The organism is Arthrobacter sp. NPDC058097 (assembly GCF_042884885.1).
Taxonomy (GTDB): domain Bacteria; phylum Actinomycetota; class Actinomycetes; order Actinomycetales; family Micrococcaceae; genus Arthrobacter.
This window is the reverse complement of sequence record NZ_JBHVSZ010000008.1, coordinates 81,327-99,762: the sequence shown is the minus strand read 5'-3', so window position 1 is coordinate 99,762 and position 18,436 is coordinate 81,327. Positions and strand designations below refer to the sequence as shown.

Below are 18,436 nucleotides of genomic sequence, written 5' to 3'. Positions count from 1 at the left end.
GGCCGGTCTTCGGATCAGGAATCCTGGTCTACTGAAATCACGATCTTGCCGCGGGTATGCCCTTCCATGTTGGCCCGGAAGGCGTCTGCGGCTTTTTCCAGCGGAAAGACCTTGGCAACTTCCACTCGGATTTTCCGGGCGTCTGTCAGGTCGGCGAGTTCCTGCAGATCGGCTCCCACCGGATTGACCCACATCCAGTCACCGCCGTGCTCTTCCACTTCACTGTCGGCGATCGAGGCGTGCCGGCCTCCTTCGGCCAGCACGGCCAGCGTCGCTTCGAGGTTTCCGCCGACAAAGTCGGCAACGACGTCTACACCGTCAGGACGCAGCGCGCGGACGCGCTCCGCGAGCCCGTCTCCGTAGGCAACCGGTTCGGCTCCCAGGGAGCGGAGGAACTCGTGGTTCTTCTCCGAGGCAGTGGCAATGACGCTGGCACCCATGGCCACAGCGATCTGGATGCCAAGGGAGCCCACGCCTCCGGAACCTCCATGGATCAGGACTGTCTCGCCGGACTGCAAGCCCAGCCGGTTAAGAACCTGGTAGGCGGTGAGGCCGGCCAGCGGCAGGCCCGCCGATTCCTTCCACCCGAGCGAGGCAGGCTTCCGGGCCAGGAGCCGCTCCGGCAGCGCGATGTACTCGGCAAAGCTCCCGCCGTGGACGTAGTCCTTGCGGCCGTAGGCGATGACCTCGTCGCCGGGCTGGAACTGCCGGGCGTCAATTCCCACCGACTCCACAACCCCTGCTACATCCCAGCCGGGGATGGCGGGAAACTGCAGATCCATGAGGGCATCCAGGTACCCCGCCATGATTTTCCAGTCCACCGGGTTCACCGCGGCTGCCTTGACTTTGACCAGGACCATTCCCGGCCCGACTTTCGGCATTGGCTGATCACCAAATTCGAGGACATCAGGGCTTCCGTATGTGCTGTAAGTGATTGCCTTCATGCCTTCCACAATGGCACAGCCATGCATCGCTATTCCGGATCCCGGCGCAAGCTCGTGTATCGCACGGCCAGGTCAGGCCCGGCAGCTAATGCGCGCATGGAAATGTGGCGCTGCCGTGGGCCTGGGGAGTTACCCCGCCACTGCTGCCTTTGAGGCCTGCGACGCCGCCATCCACTCACTCAACCAGGGCGCCCGCACGCTTGACGTGATCCGGCAATCCGCCACGAAGGTACCCTTGGCGCCGGCATCAATCCAGTCCTGAAGCGCGGAGAGGTCCGCGAGTGAGCGGATGATGGCAGATCCGGCACCCAAAGCCCGGGCAACACCGCTGAAGTCCACCTCGGGGATGAGCATGGGCTTTTCGGTCAGGCCCTGCGAGCCGTACTGGTGGATTTCGGCCCCGTACGCGGCGTCGTTGTAGATCACCACGATCGCGCTGCGGGCTACGCCGATCAGTGATTCGAGGTCGGACAGGCCCATCAGGAAACCGCCGTCCCCGGAGGCCAGCACCAGGGTGCGGCCGTCCTGCACTGCGCGGGCGGCCCCGACGGCGCTCGCGAGTCCCAGCCCGATGGACTGGAACGCGGTCCCCACCATCACCAGGTCCTGCGGCCGCGGGATGTTCCAGTACATGGGCGCCCACCCGATGAAGTGTCCGCCGTCCTGGACCACCGTGCGGCGCTCCGGCAGTACGGCATCCAGCGCGCTGGCCAGGGAACGCGGATCCAGCCGGCCATCAATAGTTTCAGGGGAACCAGCAGGATGCCCCGGCCCAACAGCCAGACGCCGGGCGGCCTCGGCGCGCCACATCCCAGCCGCGGCGTCGCCCTCAACAAGAGACAAAAGCCGCGAAGCAGCAGCCTTCGCGTCCGCGCTGACGAACAGGTCCACCCGCGGATTCGTCGGTTCCACTGCGGTGTCGATCTGGATGACCGTGGCATCCGGCCCGAGCAGGTGCCCGAACCGCATGGTGAACGGGCTCAGGCTCGCCCCGGCCGCCAGGACCACGTCGGCCTCGCCCAGGAGCCCGGCCGCTGTGTCGGTGCCGAAACCGCCGGCGACGCCCAGGTACCCCTCGCCATTGAGGAGGTTGAGCGCCAGGGCGGTTCCGGCGGTCAGTGCGCCGATCCGGTCGGCGAGTTCGCGGAGCTCCGGCCCGGCTCCGGCGAGGTGCGCACCCCGGCCGGCCAGGATCAGCGGGCGCTTCGCCCCGGCGAGCAGGCGGGCTGCCTGCCCAAGCCCGCCGTCGACGTCGTCCGTTACCTTTGGTGCCGACGGCGCCGGAACTTCCTTGTCCGCCGCCTCGAGTGCCCCGAGGTCGTAGGGGATGGCAAGCACGACGGCGGTGCGTTTGGTCAGCGCGTATTCCACCGCCTGCTGCGTGATGAGGCCCGCGGCATCGCGGGTGACGGTGAAGGTGGCCGCGCCGAGGCCGGCGGCGACGGCCGCCTGGTCCACGTCCCAGGGCCGGGGGCCGCTGGTCGGCGCGTCCCCGGTGACCAGCACAACGGGGATCTGCGCCTTCACTGCCTCGGCCACGGCGGTGAGCGCATTGGTGTAGCCGGGGCCGTAGGTGGTGGTGCCCACGGCGAGCCGTCCTGAGGTCCGGTAGTAGGCGTCCGCCGCGGCGATGGCGGCACCCTCGTGCCGGACGGCGGTGAAGCGCAGCCCCTGCTGCTCCGCCGCATCCAGGAAGTAGACGTTGCCGTTGCCCATGACGCCGAAGACGTCGCTGACATAGCTGCTGAGAACCTGCGCCACGCGGCCGGAGACGGTAAGTGAAGTCATGCAGGAATCTTCGGAGCAGTTTCACAGATGGGCAAGAGAGCTGCGTCGGGCTGGGATATTTGGCAGAACAAGGCAGTCGCAACTGAAAATATGCACACCTGTGGCCTGCATCACCCCGCGCTAGGCGGAAGGGCGGGACTCCTGCTCGGAGAGCCGGCTCAGGAGGCCGTCGTAGCGGGGCGGCATGAGTTCAACCACGGAAATCGCCGTGCTGGTTCGCTGGATTCCCTCGATCGCAAGGATTTCGTTGGTGATGCGGTACAGGTCGGCGGTGCTGCGTGCCACCACCTTGGCCATCAGGTCCGCGTCCCCCGTGGTGGCGTGCACCTCGATGACCTCCGGGATGGCCGCGAGCCCGTTCTCCACCGACCCCGCCCGGGTCTGGCTGATGGACAGCGAGAGGAAGGCCATCAGTTCGTAACCGAGCGCGGCGGGGTCCAGCCTGCGGCTGAAGGAGCGGAGCGCGCCGCTGCGCTCCAGCCGGGCCAGCCGGGCGTGGACGGTGTTGCGTGCGACTCCGAGGGTACGGGAGAGTGCCAGGGCGCTGGCTTCGGGGTCCTTGTCCAGGGCAAGGATGATCCTGCCGTCGAGCGAATCAAGGCTGCGAGAGTTCGCGATGGTCATATTTTCACCACACACACTAGAAGTTGAGCAGAAGTCCCAAGCAGTGGAGCCTACCTTGCATTGTGGTCCGGGTCACTTCCATGATCGGTCTTCATGAGCCCTGAACAACTCCTGGCAGAACGCGGAACCGCGTTGCCCACCCTTCGTGCCGCCGTCACCGGACTTCCCTCCTACATCCCGGGCAGGCGCGGCACCGGCGCGGACATCGCCGCCCTTGCCAGCAACGAAAGCCATTACGAGCCCCTGCCCGCAGCCACCGCTGCGGTGGCCGAGGCGGCCGGCAGGATGAACCGCTACCCGGACCTGGCCGCCGTCGAACTCCGCGAACGGCTCGCCCGGCACCTGGGCGTCACCGTGGACGAGGTGGCGGTGGGGCCCGGCAGCGTGGGCGTCCTGCAGCAGATCATCACCGGACTGTGCGACGCCGGGGACGAGGTGGTCTTCGCGTGGCGCTCCTTCGAGGCCTACCCCATCCTGGTGGAGCTGGCAGGCGCCCGGCCGGTCCGCATCCCGCTGGACGACGCCGAGGGCCACGACCTGGACGCCATGGCCGCCGCCGTCACGGGCCGCACCAAGGTCATCCTGCTCTGCACCCCCAACAACCCCACCGGCGTGCCGATCCGCCACGACCGCCTCGAGGACTTCCTGCAGTCCGTCCGCTCCGACGTCCTGGTGGTCATCGACGAGGCCTACGTGGAGTACGCCGGCACCGGCACCGGCCCCGACTCCCTGGCGCTCTACCGCCGGTACCCGAACGTCTGCATCCTGCGCACCTTCTCCAAGGCCTACGGGCTCGCTGGCCTGCGCGTCGGGTATGCCCTTACGACGGCGGCAATCGCCGAAGGCTTGCGCCGCACCGCCCTGCCGTTCGCCGTGAGCGCGCTGGCCCAGAAGGCGGCCATCGCGTCGCTGAACGCGGGGGAGGAAATGGAAACCCGCGTTGCCGCGGTGAAGCAGGAGCGCTCCCGGATGGCCGCGGAGCTGGAAGCCCAGGGCTGGGCACTGCAGCCGAGCCAGGGAAACTTCCTGTGGATCCGCGCCGATGCTGCGCTGCTGGCGACGCTGGTGGACGCGTTCGACGCCGCGGGCATCCTGGTCCGCGCGTACCAGGGCGACGGCGTACGAATCACCGTTGCCGACCCCGCCTCCAACGATCGTGTGCTCCGGCTCCTCGCAGCCCACGTTCCCGTGTCGACTTCCTGACCTTTTCCCGCTCCGCTCGATCTACAACCCAGAGGAATCCCCATGGAACAACAGACAAAGTCGTCTGCCCGCGCCCTCGGCGCGGCCCTCAAACCACGTCAACTCACCATGATGGGCCTGGGCAGCGCCATCGGCGCGGGCCTGTTCATCGGCTCCGGCGCCGGCATTCAGGCCGCCGGTCCGGCGGTGCTGATCTCCTACCTGGTGGCCGGCACGCTGATCATCCTGGTGATGTGGGCCCTCGGTGAGATGGCTGCCGCCAACCCGGACAGCGGCGCCTTTTCCGTCTACACCGCCAAGGCCTACGGGCCCGTGGCCGGCGCCACGGTCGGCTGGCTGTGGTGGGTCCAGCTGGTGGTGGTCATCGCCGCCGAGGCGCTCGGTGCGGCAGGCCTGCTGGCCACCATCTTCCCGGCGCTGCCGGTGTGGCTGATGGCCTTGGTGTTCATCGTGGTGCTCACCGCCGTGAACCTGACCAGCGTGAAAAACTTCGGCGAGTTCGAGTTCTGGTTCGCCCTGCTCAAGGTGGCGGCGATCGTGGCGTTCCTGCTGGTGGGCTTTGCACTGCTCTTCGGCTTGGTGCCGGGTGTGCAGTCGCCGGGCCTGGCCAACTTCATGGGTGAGGGCTTCGCGGTCAACGGCTTCGGCGGGATTGCGACGGCGCTGTTCGTGGTGGCATTCGCCTTCGGCGGCACCGAGATCGTGTCCGTGGCCGCAGCCGAAACCGCCGAGCCGGCCCGCAGCGTGAAGAAGGCCGTCCGGACCGTGCTGTGGCGCATCCTGGTGTTCTACATCGGTGCCATCTTCGTGATCGCCGCGGTGGTTCCCGTTGGGTCTGAGGGACTCAAGAGCCCGTTCGCCGCGGTCCTGGACGCCGCCGGCATGCCCGGTGCGGCTACTGCCATTACCCTGGTGGCTGTCGCTGCATTGCTCTCCGCGTTGAACGCCAACCTCTACGGTGCCTCCCGGATGGCGTTCTCCCTTGCGGAGCGGGGCGAGGCGCCGCGGCTGCTCGCCTCGGTGTCCAAGGCCCGGGTCCCGGTGGTTGCGGTCCTGGCCAGCGTCGCCTTCGGCGTTGTCACGGTTGTGCTGGAGCTGGCTTTCCCCGAGAAGGTCCTTCCCGTCCTGCTCAACATTGTGGGCTCGACCTGCCTGCTGGTGTGGACGTCCGCGCTCCTGGCCCAGCTGGCGTTGCGCCTCCGCGCCGACCGCGAGGGAACCGAACTTCCCCTGCGGATGCCCGGCTTCCCGTGGCTTACGGGCTTTGGCCTGCTCATCCTCGCGGCGATCTTCACGGTCGGATTCATCGGCGAGGATTCCCGTCCCCAGCTCCTGAGCACCTTCGGGCTCGTAGCGCTGTTGGCGGTGGCCAGCTGGCTGAACCATCGCACACGTGACGTTCAGTCGTGTGTGGGATCTTCGGACAGCGACAAGGAGCCGGTGCTCATCGATTGAACCAGGCACCTTCACTTCGCGGGTTCATCGCACACGAAGGGCGCGTCTAGCTTTGGCTGGACGCGCCCTTGGCCACTCAAGTCGGGCTGGCCGAATCTGCCGGACTTCCACTCTGTGCGCCTAGACGTCAACGTGGTGTCGTTCGTGCCAATCAAAGTATTGTCGTGAATCGTGCCCGTGGGACGGACACGGGCGGCCGATTATGTCCGCTACTCGTTCCTCAACTTGGTCGGGACCGCGACGACCATGCTTGATCTTCCCCTGCTTATCAACAACGATGTAGCCGAGCTCGAAGAGGGCATCGCAGCCAAAGAGGCATTCGTGAGCCTATCCCAAGAGGGGCTGAAGGCTCGGCTTAAGGCCCTCCGGACAACCCTGTCAGTAGAAGTCTGCTGCTGTGGGGGGTTTCCGTTGTGTTATCGCTTTGTCTCCCGGATAAGGCAAGTCTAGGACTCGGCAAAAAAACGCGGCACACAAGTCGGCGTTGCGAAAGTGGCTGACGACGACCTTATCTGGCTCTTCACCAATCCGTGGATGCCACCTCACTGCGGTCAACGCTCCTTTGAGATAGCTTTCGGCTCGTGTCAGACGATCCCAATCTGCGTCCTCGGCTTCACGGAGGGCCCACCAAGCATCCGAACTTGCATAATTATCGTGGGCCTTTCTTACCCGCGCACTAACGTCACCGACATAGGCAGCAATCGCTGCGGCGTCGCCTCCATGCCGCTCGTGGCCCCTGAGGATGAGGTCTTGCGCGAGAAGGCCTTTCGGATTGACATTGGCGTTGTCATCCATGGTGAAGAGGGCAACACCCGTCTCTGCTGCCTCGGAAATGGCAGCGCGCGTGTAACCAGAAGTGGAATAAAAGATGTGGTGCGTTAAATGAGGTCGTGCCCCACGTAGTTGGCGTACTTGAGGAGAACCAACAGGATTTGCCTGCATCTTTACCTGGGCAACAGCTTCACTATGTTCTACGTCGATGCCACGGTCCGATACACCGCCAGTTAGACGAGAGCCGAAAAAGCCAAGGGGTCCTGACATATGCCAGCGTGCCACGTCCTCCGCGGTGCGCCAATCCCCAAGCAACCGCCGTGGTTGGACGACATCCCGGGTCGCCCTAACTGAACTTGTACCCAGCTCCGGCGGGGTAGCCGTTAATGGGTTATCGGGGAGGCGGAGGATGGCAGTTCCAACTCCATCGGAGAATTGTTTGTAAACAGACGAATCCGTGTAGGCAATAAGGGTCCAGTCATCGGCCATCCTGTAATTGTTTTCGGCAATGCTGTCTACCATGCTGCCACTCTTGGAACTTGACCACTTAGTGTCGGATGCAGGCACTTTGGTGGCATTATGCCCTAGGGCGGGCAGTATCCAAGCGTCAAAGGTCTTAGCAGCAAACTTTGCCTGCTGTGGGACTGCATTTCTAGGGCGCCGCAAAAAGTACTCGCGGGTTATGGCAACGGCGGCGAATATTTCGACGTGATCTCCAGCCGGGATTGCTTCTAGGATCTGTAGCGCGTCCTTACTGCTGACTTCTTGGACAGGGCCATGCTTCAGGTATTCGGACCAGGCCCACATCGTTCGAGGGTCGGCTGCAAAGATATGGTTTGCATCATCCTGCTCAGCAACGGAACTAGGTTCTTCCAATTCGGCTCCTTCTGCCGTCTTATCAACGCGGACCGTACCATCCGAGCCACGTAATCGTGCCGCGTGTTGTTGCCTAAGAAGGGTATGTAAGGTCGCCAGCACCGTTTGGCGTAGCTCCCCATCCCCGGCTGAGCCGTCCCATGAATGCTGGTCTGAAGACACCTCATGCGCAATCAACGGCTCGTGTTGATCGCGGTCGAAAGTGTTAGCGCCGGAGGGCTCATCTGGCGTCTGAGCGTCGTTGACAAGCACGTATACCGGATCTAATGGGCCGACACGACCCGCAGGCATAGTAGGCTCACTGCTCACGAGTTTTGGCGATGCACGCTGAGCCACCCGATGAAGACGGAGCCACTCCTCTTGCCAGTCTTCCTCCTCAAGATTCCGCTGTCGGCGCTTCGAATCTGTCGGAATGTTCGCTTTGGATTCTGATAGATCACAACTCAAGGATCGCGTCTTCTTCGCCAGTACTCGGGCTGTAATGAGAACAGCAAGGTGTTCCAGTCCGGTGGCTATGAATCGAACCGTTAACCAAAAGGCTAAACAGGGCAGGACCGCAATCAAGTAGACGATAATCCTGCGCATCGTGTGCGTCGACCCAACGTTGCGTCTCATTCGAGGCTGCTTGTGCCTCTGGCGCCAAGTCACAAAAATCGTGTGTCTCCAACTAATAGGTGGCTGGACAGGGGTCCAGCCCGCCGAACTCTTGTCAGTCTGAACAGCAAAGTCTGATGCAGCGCCAACGGGGTAATGATAAGGTCTTCAGCGGCTTGGCGGCATGTTCGCAATTCAGGGCGCCGGTCCGGTGGTGGCGGTCCTTGCCAGCGTCGCCTTCGGAGTTGTCACGGTGGTGCTGGAGCTGATGTTCCCCGACATGGTCCTCGGCGTCCTGCTGAACATCGTGGGCTCGACCTGCTTGCTGGTGTGGACGTCTGCGCTCCTGGCCTAGCTCGCCTTGCGGCTCCGCGCCGACCGCAAGGGGGCGGAGCTTCCCCTGCGGATGCCAAAGTTCCCGTGGCTGACTGTTGTTGGGCTGGTCATCCTCGCGGCGATCTTCACTGTGGGCTTCATCGGCGAGGATTCCCGTCCGCAGCTGTTGCGCACCTTCGGGCTTGTTGCGGTTCTTGCAGTGGGGTGCTGGATGAACCACCGTAAGCGGGACGCTCAGCCGCCTGTTGAATCTCCAGAGGGCGACAAGCAGCCGGTGCTGATCGACTGACTCCGCGCCGCGAAACGTCTGCGGGACCTACTACACCAGGGGTGCGTCCGGCTCTAGTCGGGCGCAATCCTCGGGTCAAGCATCGCGGAGGAGCGTACCGAACCAGCGTTTCCGTGGGAACCAGCCGTTGGTCCTGATCGTCGGTGGTGATGGGCACTAGGGAGGAAGCAGTTTTGCGCGCCGTTGCGACATCTGGCGGAACCCTCCGCGGGCAGGACTCCCGGCGGGGACGCCTAGACTGGGCTGATGCAAGATACACGCCACTCGCTGCGACTACAGGACATCATGCCCCGCGTCCCAAAGGTCACTGCTGTCGTCAACTCCGGCAAAGGTCAACCTAAAGCCGGCCTGCAGATTTGGGAAAACGCCAGATTCCTGCACTCCCACGTCATATCGGCGGCCAACAAGAATGAGGCGTTCAGGTTTTGCGTAGGGGAGCCCTCCGCAAGGTCTTCAGTCTGGAGGGTGTTCGCTGGTCAAAATGCCAGTGACGTGTATATCGCGATTCGGAGCAGTGCTGGGCTTCACAAAATCAGCCTCCACGAATCCGGCGACTTCAGGTACCAACTCATTGGTATGGTCCAAGAGGATCTTGACCGACCGGACCTGGCTGTTGTGTCGCTTTCAGAGGACGTTGAAGAGAAAACGGGTCGCATCATTCATCAATGGGTGCGTCCGGAGCCTTCCCCGGAGGGCTGGACCGAAGGTTTCAGGCTGGTAATTCCGGCCGACGATCTCCAGCCGGGACCTTCAGGCAAGAAGGATATTGGGGACGTTGAATGGATACCTGCGCCGGACGCGGGCCGGGCGGTGGCCGTCCGGGGCTTCCTAGTTAACCCCGGACGCGGGGAGTTCGATCTTAGTGGGCTCGTTCGCGAGACAGGTGTCTTCTCGTTTCTGGGAGGCTTTAAACTGCCGAACGGCCAGGCCTTCGTATTATTCTCCGCTACGGTGACACTCCTCGAAACCGAAGTCGTAGCGCTGAACGACATGCGAAAGGAGAGCCGGGAAAGGACCCACCCAGAGTTCGACTGGTCACCGGGAAAAGGTCCGCGAATACTCGCCTTTCCCTCCGATGACGCAGGGTTTCCGACATTCATAGATGCAAGGGCCTGAAGTTGAATTAGTTAATCGGCTCGGAGAGAGACTGGCATGGGATCACTTTGGGCGCCGTCAGCAAGAGAAGTGGCTGCAGATTTAGCAATTTCGCATTAATAAATGCAATTCATTATGGCGCTGTTTCAACTGAGATGCTTGAACTGATGTGAGGACGCCCCGGCTATCGAGCGCTACTAACCGGAGATTGCTTTTCGTCTCCAGATCCCAGGAACTCTTCAGGTGCTATGCATGGGGATGATGAGCTGACGCGCCACAGAGCCTACGTGCTTCGAGGAATTCGACCCCTTTGTGATGTCCGTCTCACTCTACAAGCCGCTGGGCTAGCGCCGCATGACCGCGCCTGAAGTGAACCACTGGACCAACGTTGCGGCCGTCATGACTGCTACTTCTGCCGCTTCCTGTGTAACAAATAGATCAGGGTCGTGGTGGCCCCCATGACGATCTGCCTGTCCGGCCCAGAGCATTTTCATCATGGACAACAAGGTAGAGCCTGCGGGAGCATATTCGTCTTCGCGTTGAAAGGGGAGAGACCAGTCTCCTGTATCTCTGATCTGCGAGTTGATCTTTCCCAGCGTGGCGCTAGTGTCATTTGGGCTGACCACGGGAATGGCAGCGTCTTCGACCGCCTTCACGGCAAGCGAGTACGCTAGGGAGGGATTCGGATCGATACCGTACGTGGCGGTCCACGCGAGAGCGAGACGGTCGCCGGCATGACCGCCGGAGCTAATGGCGTTGTCCACGGCCGTTTGGACGGAATCTCGAACTCTGCGGACCAAACCCCTTGAGCCCGACCGTTCTCCTACTCTCCACTTCGATCCAGACTCTTCAAGCACGACATCCAAACTGTTGCCAGCGTGCTCGGTAGATCGAGTTGCAAGCAAGAAATCCGCAACCCTCAACTGCGCCTGCGCGGCTTCTGTTGAGCTTCGTATTTCGGACATTCCGATTTCTGCACTGTATCCGCGATATGGAATCGCAACCCTGCACCGTCTCTCCACCTGCCGGACCAGGTCTTGATCTAGAAAATAGTCCAACGCGCCGGGATACTCTTCTGAGCGTTGAGAGAGTAGAAACTGCGTCCTCATCCAGTCCCAGAACGATTCCGCCATCCAATCGGGGACGCCATCATGCAGAGCATCGTATGCGGTCGTGTCGGAATCCAATCCGAGCGGTCGCCAGTTGTCGTTCACGGCTCTAGTGTGCCAGAGCGATGACGCTGTTGTTGTAGAGACCTTCCGAAGCGTTGTTTCTACTCCGTACTATCGCGGCTCGCAGATTGCCGGCTACACATAATGGGACTAGGCACTCCTGCCTTTTTGCACGTGAAAATAGCAACAAAAGACGAGCAGCCTATGCCTAACCGCGCCGTCGCAGCTGGTCCCATAAGAGCAGTGATGTATGGCGCGAGCACTGAGAATGTTTCAAGATATAGAACTCCCAAATCGAGAAGTCGCGAGGCTTATCCGCTAATCTGACGCAGTGGCCAATTTTAGTGAGGAAGGGGCAGCTGAGAAGTTGCCCGAAGGATTATACGAGCTATTAAAAACAGATGGGCTCGAGAAACTTCTTGCCGCCAAGACGGAGTTGCAACCGACCTTTGCGGAAGCAGGCGACGAAGACACTCCGGATATCCTCGCTCGTCACATCGCCGATGCCGTCAGGCGAGCCCTCGTGTCAGCTAAACCCGCCGAACGCGTAGCCCTCGCGAACAGGCTTCTCCAGCAACTAAATACCGGCGATCGCATCGCACCGGGTCCAACCGAGCTCCAGTCGCTTCACCGCCCGGAGACGCTTAAACGCCGCAACCTTCGTCGCCCCACAACGAAGCTCAGTCACTCAGCCCTTCTTACCAACAGCAAGGACGATCCCAACCTCGCCGCCGAGCTTCGGGCCGAGATGGAGTCCGCTGACACGGTGGACCTTCTCTGCGCCTTTGTCCGCTGGACCGGCCTCAGGCTCCTGGAGCCTGCCCTTGAGCAACTTAAGGAGCGCGGCGCCAAGCTCCGGGTCATCACCACAACTTACATGGGCGCCACCGAACGCCGCGCCATTGACGAGCTCGTCAACCGGTACGGGGCCGAAGCCAAGATCAGCTACGAAACCCAGGCCACAAGGCTGCACGCCAAGGCCTGGCTGTTCCGCCGCAACACGGGTTTCGACACGGCCTACGTCGGCAGCTCCAATCTGAGCCAGGCTGCCCTCCTTGACGGGCTTGAATGGAACGTCCGCCTCAGTTCCGTCGCAACGCCCGCTCTCCTGCAGAAGTTCGAGGTCACGTTCGACAGCTACTGGGAGCAGCGGGCTTTCCAAAGCTATGACCCGGAGCGAGACGGCGAAAAGCTGGACGCTGCGTTGGAACGGAACGGCGGCCGTCGCACAGCGGCGCCGGATGCAACTACCGGTCTTGAGGTTCAGCCGTTCCTCCACCAGGAGGAGATGCTGGAGGACCTGGAAGCCGAGCGGCTCAAGGGTTTCAACCACAACCTCCTGGTCGCCGCTACAGGCACCGGCAAAACAGTCATCGCGGCTCTGGACTACAAACGGCTAAGCGAAACTGCTGGCAGACAACTACAACTGCTCTTCGTCGCCCATCGTCAGGAGATTCTCAAGCAGGCGATGCGCACCTACCGTGACGTCATGCAGGACGGCGCCTTCGGTGAGCTCTATGTGGGGGAGCACAAGCCGCGGGAGTGGAAGCACATCTTCGCGTCCGTCCAGTCGCTGTCCTCCCTCGGCATCGAACAGCTGGAGCCTGACCTCTTCGACGTCGTCGTTCTCGATGAGTTCCACCATGCCATGGCGCCGACCTACCGCCGCCTGCTGGACCATCTGAAACCGCAGCAGCTCCTCGGCCTAACGGCCACACCGGAACGCGGCGACGGCGTCGACGTCGCCAAGCAGTTCTTCGAAGGCCGCACCGCCAGTGAACTGCGCCTCTGGGATGCACTGGACGCCGACCTGCTGGTCCCGTTCCACTACTTCGGCGTCTCCGATGACGTCGACCTGAGCCAGTTGGAGTGGAAGCGCGGCAACTACGACACCACCCAGCTGAGCGCCCTCTATACGGGCAACGACGCCCGCGCAGCCAAGGTGATCCGCGAACTCCGCGACAAGGTCACCAGCACCGACCACATGCGGGCAATAGGCTTCTGCGTCTCGGTCCAGCATGCCCGCTACATGGCCGAGGTGTTCAACCGAGCCGGCATTGCCTCCGTCGCCGTCGACGGCACCACTGACAATGCTGACCGTGAGGAAGCCCTCAGGCGCCTGGGGCAGCGGGAGATCAACTGCATCTTCGCCGTCGACCTCTTCAATGAAGGCCTGGACCTGCCGCAGGTGGACACCATCCTGCTGCTCCGGCCCACCCAGAGCGCCACCGTCTTCCTTCAGCAGCTGGGACGCGGGCTACGCCGGGCCGAGGGCAAGGCGGTGCTCACGGTCCTGGACTTCATCGGCCAGCAGCGCCGTGAGTTCCGTTTTGATCTGCGCTACCGGGCGCTGACCGGCTACGGGCGCAAGGAGCTGGAGAAGGCTGTCGAGGACGAGTTCCCGTACCTGCCGTCCGGCTCGCAGATCGTTCTGGACCGGGTGGCGCAGAAGGTGGTCCTGGACAACATCAAGGCACAGCTGAGGTTCAACCGGGCACAGCTGGTCCGGGACATCGGCTCATACGCCGAGACCGAGCTGGAGGCCTATCTGGAGCGGTCGGGGAACGACGTGAAGACGATCTACCGCTCCACCAAGGACTCGTGGACCGGCTACCTCCGGCAGACAGGGTTGATCGAGGGGCTCTCACCCCTGGAGACCGTGCTCCGAGGGAAGCTCGAGGAGCTGTCGGACGCTGAGGAAAAGAAGCTGCTGGGCCGGATGGCCGCGCTGATTCACGTGGACGATCCGGAACGGGCCGCTGCCTATTCGATGCTGGTTGCTCCTGATGCGCCCCGCTACGCGGACCTTGGCATGCGCGAGCAGGCTTTTGCACGCATGCTGTTCTACACGCTGTGGGATGACGGCGGAGGATTCAAGACGTACGACGACGGCCTGGACCACCTGCGCGGCTACCAGTTTGTGTGCCGGGAGATCTGCCAGGTGCTCAAGCTGGGAGTGGCGGCGTCCAAACATGCAGCCAAAAGCCTTGGCGCAGGGCTGCAGCACATCCCGCTGCTGTCACATGCCACCTACCGGCGCGAGGAGGTCCTGGCGGCGTTGCAGTACGGCTCGCTGGAACAGGGCAAGAATGTCCAGCACCGGGAAGGTGTGGCATGGTGCCCGGGGACTTCTACCGACGCCTTCTTTGTCACCCTGAACAAGGACGACAAGAAGCACTCGGCAACCACGATGTACAAGGACTACGCCATAAGCCCTGAGCTGTTCCACTGGGAGTCGCAGAACGCGACGTCACCTACCAGCCCGACGGGACGGCGCTACCTCGACCGGGTTTCCCACGGCTCGAGGATCCTAATCTTCACCAGGGACACAGCGGACGACGAGACCGGGCTGACAGTTCCCTACACGTGCCTGGGTCAGGTGGACTACGTGCAGCACTCCGGCGAGAAGCCCATCGCTATTACCTGGAAGCTGCACCGGCCGATGCCAGCGGATGTGTTTGCGTCAGCGGCAGCAGTGGCAATGTAAATGGAGGGTGTCATTTGCTCAGGAAGAACTGAAACGGGCGCCTTTGAGCGTACCAGGCACCAGGTTGTGGACTTGGCGTGCGTGGCGCACTCCGAGGCTCGACGTCGCCTTTCGCCTGACTTTGGGGTCCATCCAATACGATGAACTGAACAAGGTGCAACCGGAATTCGGACCCCGCTACCGGTGGCCGCCCAATGCGGTCCAACAAGCACCGTGACGAGCGCAGAACAGAATGTGATGGTGAGCTCAACCACTATGGTTGACCCGACAACTCCGGACAGTGCCGACCAGCCCAACAGGGAAGCTGACGCGCACGTCCAACACCTCGACGAGGGCTACATCGTCGACTTCCTCTCCGACACACCGATAAAAGACACTCCCAAGGAGCAGGTCCGTCAGAGGATCGTGCGGGTGCTCTTCCACGAGTATCAAATCGCCCCGGAGGACATGGAGCTCGACTTCCCGATTCAGGTTGAGACCGAGAAGGGTAAGCGCCGGAAGAAGGTCGACATCGCGATCTTCGCCCCAGGCAGCCAGCACAGTGCCGCTAACTTGCGCCGGGTGGTGGTTACTAATAAGGAGCCCAACCGGGGCAAGAACGTTGTTAAGCTGCGTACATACGATCAGATGAAGTCCGAGATGTCCTTCGTTCAGGACCTGCTCGGGGCGGAAGACTGCCCCGAGCGTTGCTGGGGCATGTGGACTGATAACGTCGATTTCTTCTTCATTGAGAAAACGACCAATCGTTGGGGTGCGGACTTCCACGAGCGTGCTGACTGGCCGATGGCTGATGGGACAATAGGCAGCGGCCAGGTGGTTTCCGCCCAACAGTTGCGTCGCGCCGAACCGGAGATGCTCAAAGTTACCTTCCGGCGTTGCCATAACTACGTCCACGGCAACGAAGGCATGCCAAAGGACGCAGCTTTCTGGCAGTTCCTATACCTGCTTTTCGCTAAAATGTTCGACGAGCGTGCCGTCCGCAAAGGCAGCCCACGTCGCTTCTATGCATCGATGACCGAGCCGTATGACGATCAAGGCCGAGCCGCGATCCGGGAGCGCATTATTGACCTTTTTGACGACGTTAAAATGGAGTACGCGGATTCCGGGCTTTTCAAGGCAAGCGACGAGATTACTCTCTCCCACCGGGCACTCGCCTTTATTGTCTCTGAACTCTCCCCATACGACCTTGGCTTGACTGACATCGACGCCAAGGGGCTGGCCTACCAGGAGCTGGTCGGCACCAACCTTCGCGGCGACCGCGGTCAATACTTCACCCCACGCGGCGCGGTGAAGCTGATGATCGACATCCTGGATCCAAAGGAGGACGAAACGGTCCTCGATCCGACCTGCGGCACCGGGGGCTTCCTGCACGCTACCCTCACCCATCTGCACCACAAAATGCAGGAAGAAGACGGTACCCGCGGCATCCCAGACTCTCCGGAGCAGGCTGAACGTTACCGCGACCGTCTGCGCCAGTATGCGGATGAACATCTCTTCGGTGCGGATTTTGATCCGTTCCTCGTTCGTGCCACCGCGATGAACATTATGACCCTGGCCGACACGCCCGGAAATGTGTACCACATGGATTCCCTGTCCTTTCCGCGGGGGCATCTGAGCGGGGTTGCGGAAGCGAGCAGGCGAATCCCGCTGGCCAAGGAAGGGCGTGGAGGCCTAGTGGATGTGCTACTTACCAATCCGCCCTTTGGCGCTGACATTCCTATCAGTGACGCGTCGGTGCTCGGTGACTTCCGTGAAGGGGTTGCCAAGTCTTGGTCGCGCGACCGTAACACCGGTGAACTGCTGGTCAGTGCAAATTTGCCAGGCTCAATGGCGCCAGAGCAGCTCTTCGTGCAGCGAGCTATCGAGTGGATCAAGCCCGGCGGTAGGGTTGGGATCGTCCTGCCAAACGGCATCCTCTCGAACCCTGGCCCGGCAGATGAGGGTATTCGTCGGTTCATATTGCAGGAATGCTGGGTGCTCGCGAGCGTTGAGCTGCCGGTAGAAACTTTCATCGTGGATGCCGATGTCAACATCCTGACCACTCTGCTCTTTCTTAAGCGCAAGACGCTCGACGAGAAGATCAACGAAAGTCTCAACGGTCCAGTGTCGTACCCGGTCTTCATGGCGGTTGCGGAGAAGGTTGGCTTCGACCGTCGAGGCAACGACCTTTACAAAAGGTCGCCGAACGGAGATCTCGTCATGGAAACGTACGAGGAAACCGAATATCTGACACTTGGCGGTCAGCGACACACTCGCAGGGTAAGGCGTAGTCGCCCCGTGATAAATAACGACCTGCCATTAATTGCCGAAAAGTACTGGGAATTCCGCAAAAAGTACGCGTTGCCGGGATTCGATCCCCGTGAAGCGAAGTTGGTCGACGAGTGAAGATCGTGAGCATGGACAACCCGGTTCGAGTGGACTGGCTGTCTGATCAGGGTTTCCGTTTGGACGCCTCCCCTTACCTATCTGGGGCCTTGGAGGCGCGAAAGCGGCTGGAAGCGCTGTCAAACACGGTGCGGCTGGACGAGGTTACAGCAGGACACAACGGCGGAGTTTTTAACGGGCCTAAGTTCAGCAGAGTTTATCTCAACGATCCTGAGCAAAGTGTTCCCTTTCTTGGGTCTACCGACATGCTCGAGGCTGACTTCAGTTACCTGCCAAGGCTGAGTACGCAGATTGCGAACAAGCTGGGCTATCTCAAAGCCGAGCCCGGCATGTCGCTAATCTCGTGCTCGGGTACGATCGGGCGGATGGGCTACGTGCGCCCAGATATGGCCGGATTTTGGACGTCTCAGCACGTGATGAAGGTGCAGGGCAACCCGGACCTGATTCCATCTGGCTATCTCTACACGTTTCTTCGCAGCGATTTTGGCATTCCCATGATCACCTCGTCCGCCTACGGTGCGATCATCCAGCACATCGAGCCGCATCACCTTGCCGATCTGCCGGTGCCCCGGTTCAACTCAGCCGTGGAGTACAAGATTCACGACCTCGTCGAGAAAAGCGCGAAACTGCGAGCTGCCTTCCAGGCCGGACTCGTTGCCGCCACGGATGACTTTTTTCGCAGCGTCGGACTGCCCGAACTTATCGATTTCAGGTGGCATGATGAGGGGCCTGACCTCGGTTTTGAGGTAACGGACTTTGGTCCCAAGTCTATCCGCGCACTCAACTTCTCACCTCGAGCTCGTCAGATCATTGCCAAGTTATCGTCCGTCCCGCACCGCAGCCTGGGTGACGTCTGCGAAGATGGCTTGTTGTCTCGTGGGGTCCGATTCAAACGGATTGACAGCGAGGTCGCTTTTGGAGTCCCTCTCGTCGGTCAGCGGCAGGCTTTTTGGGCCCGCCCGGAGGGGCGGATGCTCGCAGCAGGGTCGCTTCCGGCAGAAGTTCATGCGGAAGATGAGACCATTTTGGTCGCATCTCAGGGAACCCTCGGTGAGCAGGAGGTCTATTGCCGGGCCCTGATGGTGACGGGCGCATGGCTTAAGAACGCGTACTCCGAACACTTCCTACGGATCGTGAGCGGCGACGAGACTATCTCCGGTGCATACCTGTTTGCTTTCCTGCGCTCTAACGTGGCCTTCCGAATATTCCGCTCCTTGAGCACTGGCGGCAAGCAGCAGGATATTCATGAGGGCCTACGCCGTGAGATTCCGATCCCGCTCGCGAGCATGAATGACCGGTATCGGATTGCCGACAGCGTCCGCCAGGCGTATCGAGACCGTGACCGAGCCGATGTGCTAGAGGATGAAGCGCTGGCTTTGCTGACGCAGGCAATCGAGGGGGCCGAAGACTGATGGCG

Annotated in this window: 13 protein-coding genes; 8 read left to right on the top strand and 5 right to left on the bottom strand. The window is 61.7% G+C overall.

Going from position 1 to position 18,436, the window contains the following annotated elements; genetic code table 11:
* Positions 1–14: 14 nt before the first annotated feature.
* The 3 genes from ACFVTE_RS14950 to ACFVTE_RS14940 form a co-directional block, all read right to left on the bottom strand.
* Positions 15–944 carry an NADP-dependent oxidoreductase gene (locus ACFVTE_RS14950; RefSeq protein ID WP_387101600.1) on the bottom strand — a complete coding sequence of 310 codons (930 nt, stop codon included), beginning with the start codon at positions 942–944 and terminating at the stop codon, positions 15–17.
* A 129-nt stretch (positions 945–1,073) separates the two neighbouring features.
* Positions 1,074–2,732 (bottom strand): thiamine pyrophosphate-binding protein, encoded by a 1,659-nt coding sequence (locus ACFVTE_RS14945; protein WP_387101599.1) that lies wholly within the window; start codon positions 2,730–2,732, stop codon positions 1,074–1,076.
* A gap of 120 nt (positions 2,733–2,852) precedes the next feature.
* Positions 2,853–3,356: an Lrp/AsnC family transcriptional regulator gene (locus tag ACFVTE_RS14940; protein ID WP_387101597.1), complete on the bottom strand. Its 504-nt coding sequence runs from the start codon at positions 3,354–3,356 to the stop codon at positions 2,853–2,855.
* A gap of 93 nt (positions 3,357–3,449) precedes the next feature.
* On the opposite strand from ACFVTE_RS14940, the gene hisC reads away from it, so the two are divergent.
* Together hisC and ACFVTE_RS14930 are read left to right on the top strand one after the other, a co-directional pair.
* The gene (gene hisC, locus ACFVTE_RS14935) at positions 3,450–4,559 is read left to right on the top strand and encodes a histidinol-phosphate transaminase (protein WP_387101595.1); all 1,110 of its coding nucleotides are present in this window, start codon (positions 3,450–3,452) and stop codon (positions 4,557–4,559) included.
* 42 nt (positions 4,560–4,601) lie between these two features.
* On the top strand, positions 4,602–6,014 hold the full coding sequence (locus ACFVTE_RS14930) for an amino acid permease (protein ID WP_387101593.1): 1,413 nt from the start codon (positions 4,602–4,604) through the stop codon (positions 6,012–6,014).
* A 378-nt stretch (positions 6,015–6,392) separates the two neighbouring features.
* Here ACFVTE_RS14930 and ACFVTE_RS14925 read toward each other — a convergent pair whose 3' ends face one another.
* Entirely contained in the window at positions 6,393–8,276 is a 1,884-nt protein-coding gene (locus ACFVTE_RS14925) for a restriction endonuclease (protein ID WP_387101592.1), read from the bottom strand.
* Between the two features lie 163 nt (positions 8,277–8,439).
* Here ACFVTE_RS14925 and ACFVTE_RS14920 point away from each other — a divergent pair, with 163 nt between their 5' ends.
* The 3 genes from ACFVTE_RS14920 to ACFVTE_RS14910 all read left to right on the top strand — a co-directional run bounded on the left by ACFVTE_RS14920 (position 8,440) and on the right by ACFVTE_RS14910 (position 9,996).
* On the top strand, positions 8,440–8,610 hold the full coding sequence (locus ACFVTE_RS14920) for a hypothetical protein (protein ID WP_387101590.1): 171 nt from the start codon (positions 8,440–8,442) through the stop codon (positions 8,608–8,610).
* Positions 8,611–8,661: 51 nt separating this feature from the next.
* Positions 8,662–8,880, top strand: coding sequence for a hypothetical protein (locus tag ACFVTE_RS14915; RefSeq protein WP_387101589.1), 219 nt, complete (start codon positions 8,662–8,664; stop codon positions 8,878–8,880).
* Between the two features lie 246 nt (positions 8,881–9,126).
* Positions 9,127–9,996, top strand: coding sequence for a hypothetical protein (locus ACFVTE_RS14910; protein WP_387101588.1), 870 nt, complete (start codon positions 9,127–9,129; stop codon positions 9,994–9,996).
* A 323-nt stretch (positions 9,997–10,319) separates the two neighbouring features.
* On the opposite strand, the gene ACFVTE_RS14905 is transcribed toward ACFVTE_RS14910, so the two are convergent.
* Positions 10,320–11,189, bottom strand: coding sequence for a hypothetical protein (locus tag ACFVTE_RS14905; RefSeq protein WP_387101587.1), 870 nt, complete (start codon positions 11,187–11,189; stop codon positions 10,320–10,322).
* Positions 11,190–11,514: 325 nt separating this feature from the next.
* Between ACFVTE_RS14905 and ACFVTE_RS14900 the strand changes: the two genes are divergently transcribed.
* The 3 genes from ACFVTE_RS14900 to ACFVTE_RS14890 all read left to right on the top strand — a co-directional run bounded on the left by ACFVTE_RS14900 (position 11,515) and on the right by ACFVTE_RS14890 (position 18,431).
* The gene (locus ACFVTE_RS14900) at positions 11,515–14,634 is read left to right on the top strand and encodes a DUF3427 domain-containing protein (protein ID WP_387101896.1); all 3,120 of its coding nucleotides are present in this window, start codon (positions 11,515–11,517) and stop codon (positions 14,632–14,634) included.
* A gap of 213 nt (positions 14,635–14,847) precedes the next feature.
* Positions 14,848–17,019: a restriction endonuclease subunit M gene (locus ACFVTE_RS14895; protein WP_387101586.1), complete on the top strand. Its 2,172-nt coding sequence runs from the start codon at positions 14,848–14,850 to the stop codon at positions 17,017–17,019.
* Positions 17,016–18,431, top strand: coding sequence for a hypothetical protein (locus tag ACFVTE_RS14890; RefSeq protein ID WP_387101584.1), 1,416 nt, complete (start codon positions 17,016–17,018; stop codon positions 18,429–18,431). Before ACFVTE_RS14895 ends, ACFVTE_RS14890 begins: the two co-directional genes overlap by 4 nt.
* Positions 18,432–18,436 lie beyond the last annotated feature (5 nt).

Bases quoted from the DNA above. Each gene is read 5' to 3' on its own strand.
- ACFVTE_RS14950 (WP_387101600.1), bottom strand. From the start codon at position 944: ATGAAGGCAATCACTTACAGCACATACGGAAGCCCTGATGTCCTCGAA.
- ACFVTE_RS14945 (WP_387101599.1), bottom strand. From the start codon at position 2,732: ATGACTTCACTTACCGTCTCCGGCCGCGTGGCGCAGGTTCTCAGCAGC.
- ACFVTE_RS14940 (WP_387101597.1), bottom strand. From the start codon at position 3,356: ATGACCATCGCGAACTCTCGCAGCCTTGATTCGCTCGACGGCAGGATC.
- hisC (WP_387101595.1), top strand. From the start codon at position 3,450: ATGAGCCCTGAACAACTCCTGGCAGAACGCGGAACCGCGTTGCCCACC.
- ACFVTE_RS14930 (WP_387101593.1), top strand. From the start codon at position 4,602: ATGGAACAACAGACAAAGTCGTCTGCCCGCGCCCTCGGCGCGGCCCTC.
- ACFVTE_RS14925 (WP_387101592.1), bottom strand. From the start codon at position 8,276: ATGAGACGCAACGTTGGGTCGACGCACACGATGCGCAGGATTATCGTC.
- ACFVTE_RS14920 (WP_387101590.1), top strand. From the start codon at position 8,440: ATGTTCGCAATTCAGGGCGCCGGTCCGGTGGTGGCGGTCCTTGCCAGC.
- ACFVTE_RS14915 (WP_387101589.1), top strand. From the start codon at position 8,662: ATGCCAAAGTTCCCGTGGCTGACTGTTGTTGGGCTGGTCATCCTCGCG.
- ACFVTE_RS14910 (WP_387101588.1), top strand. From the start codon at position 9,127: ATGCAAGATACACGCCACTCGCTGCGACTACAGGACATCATGCCCCGC.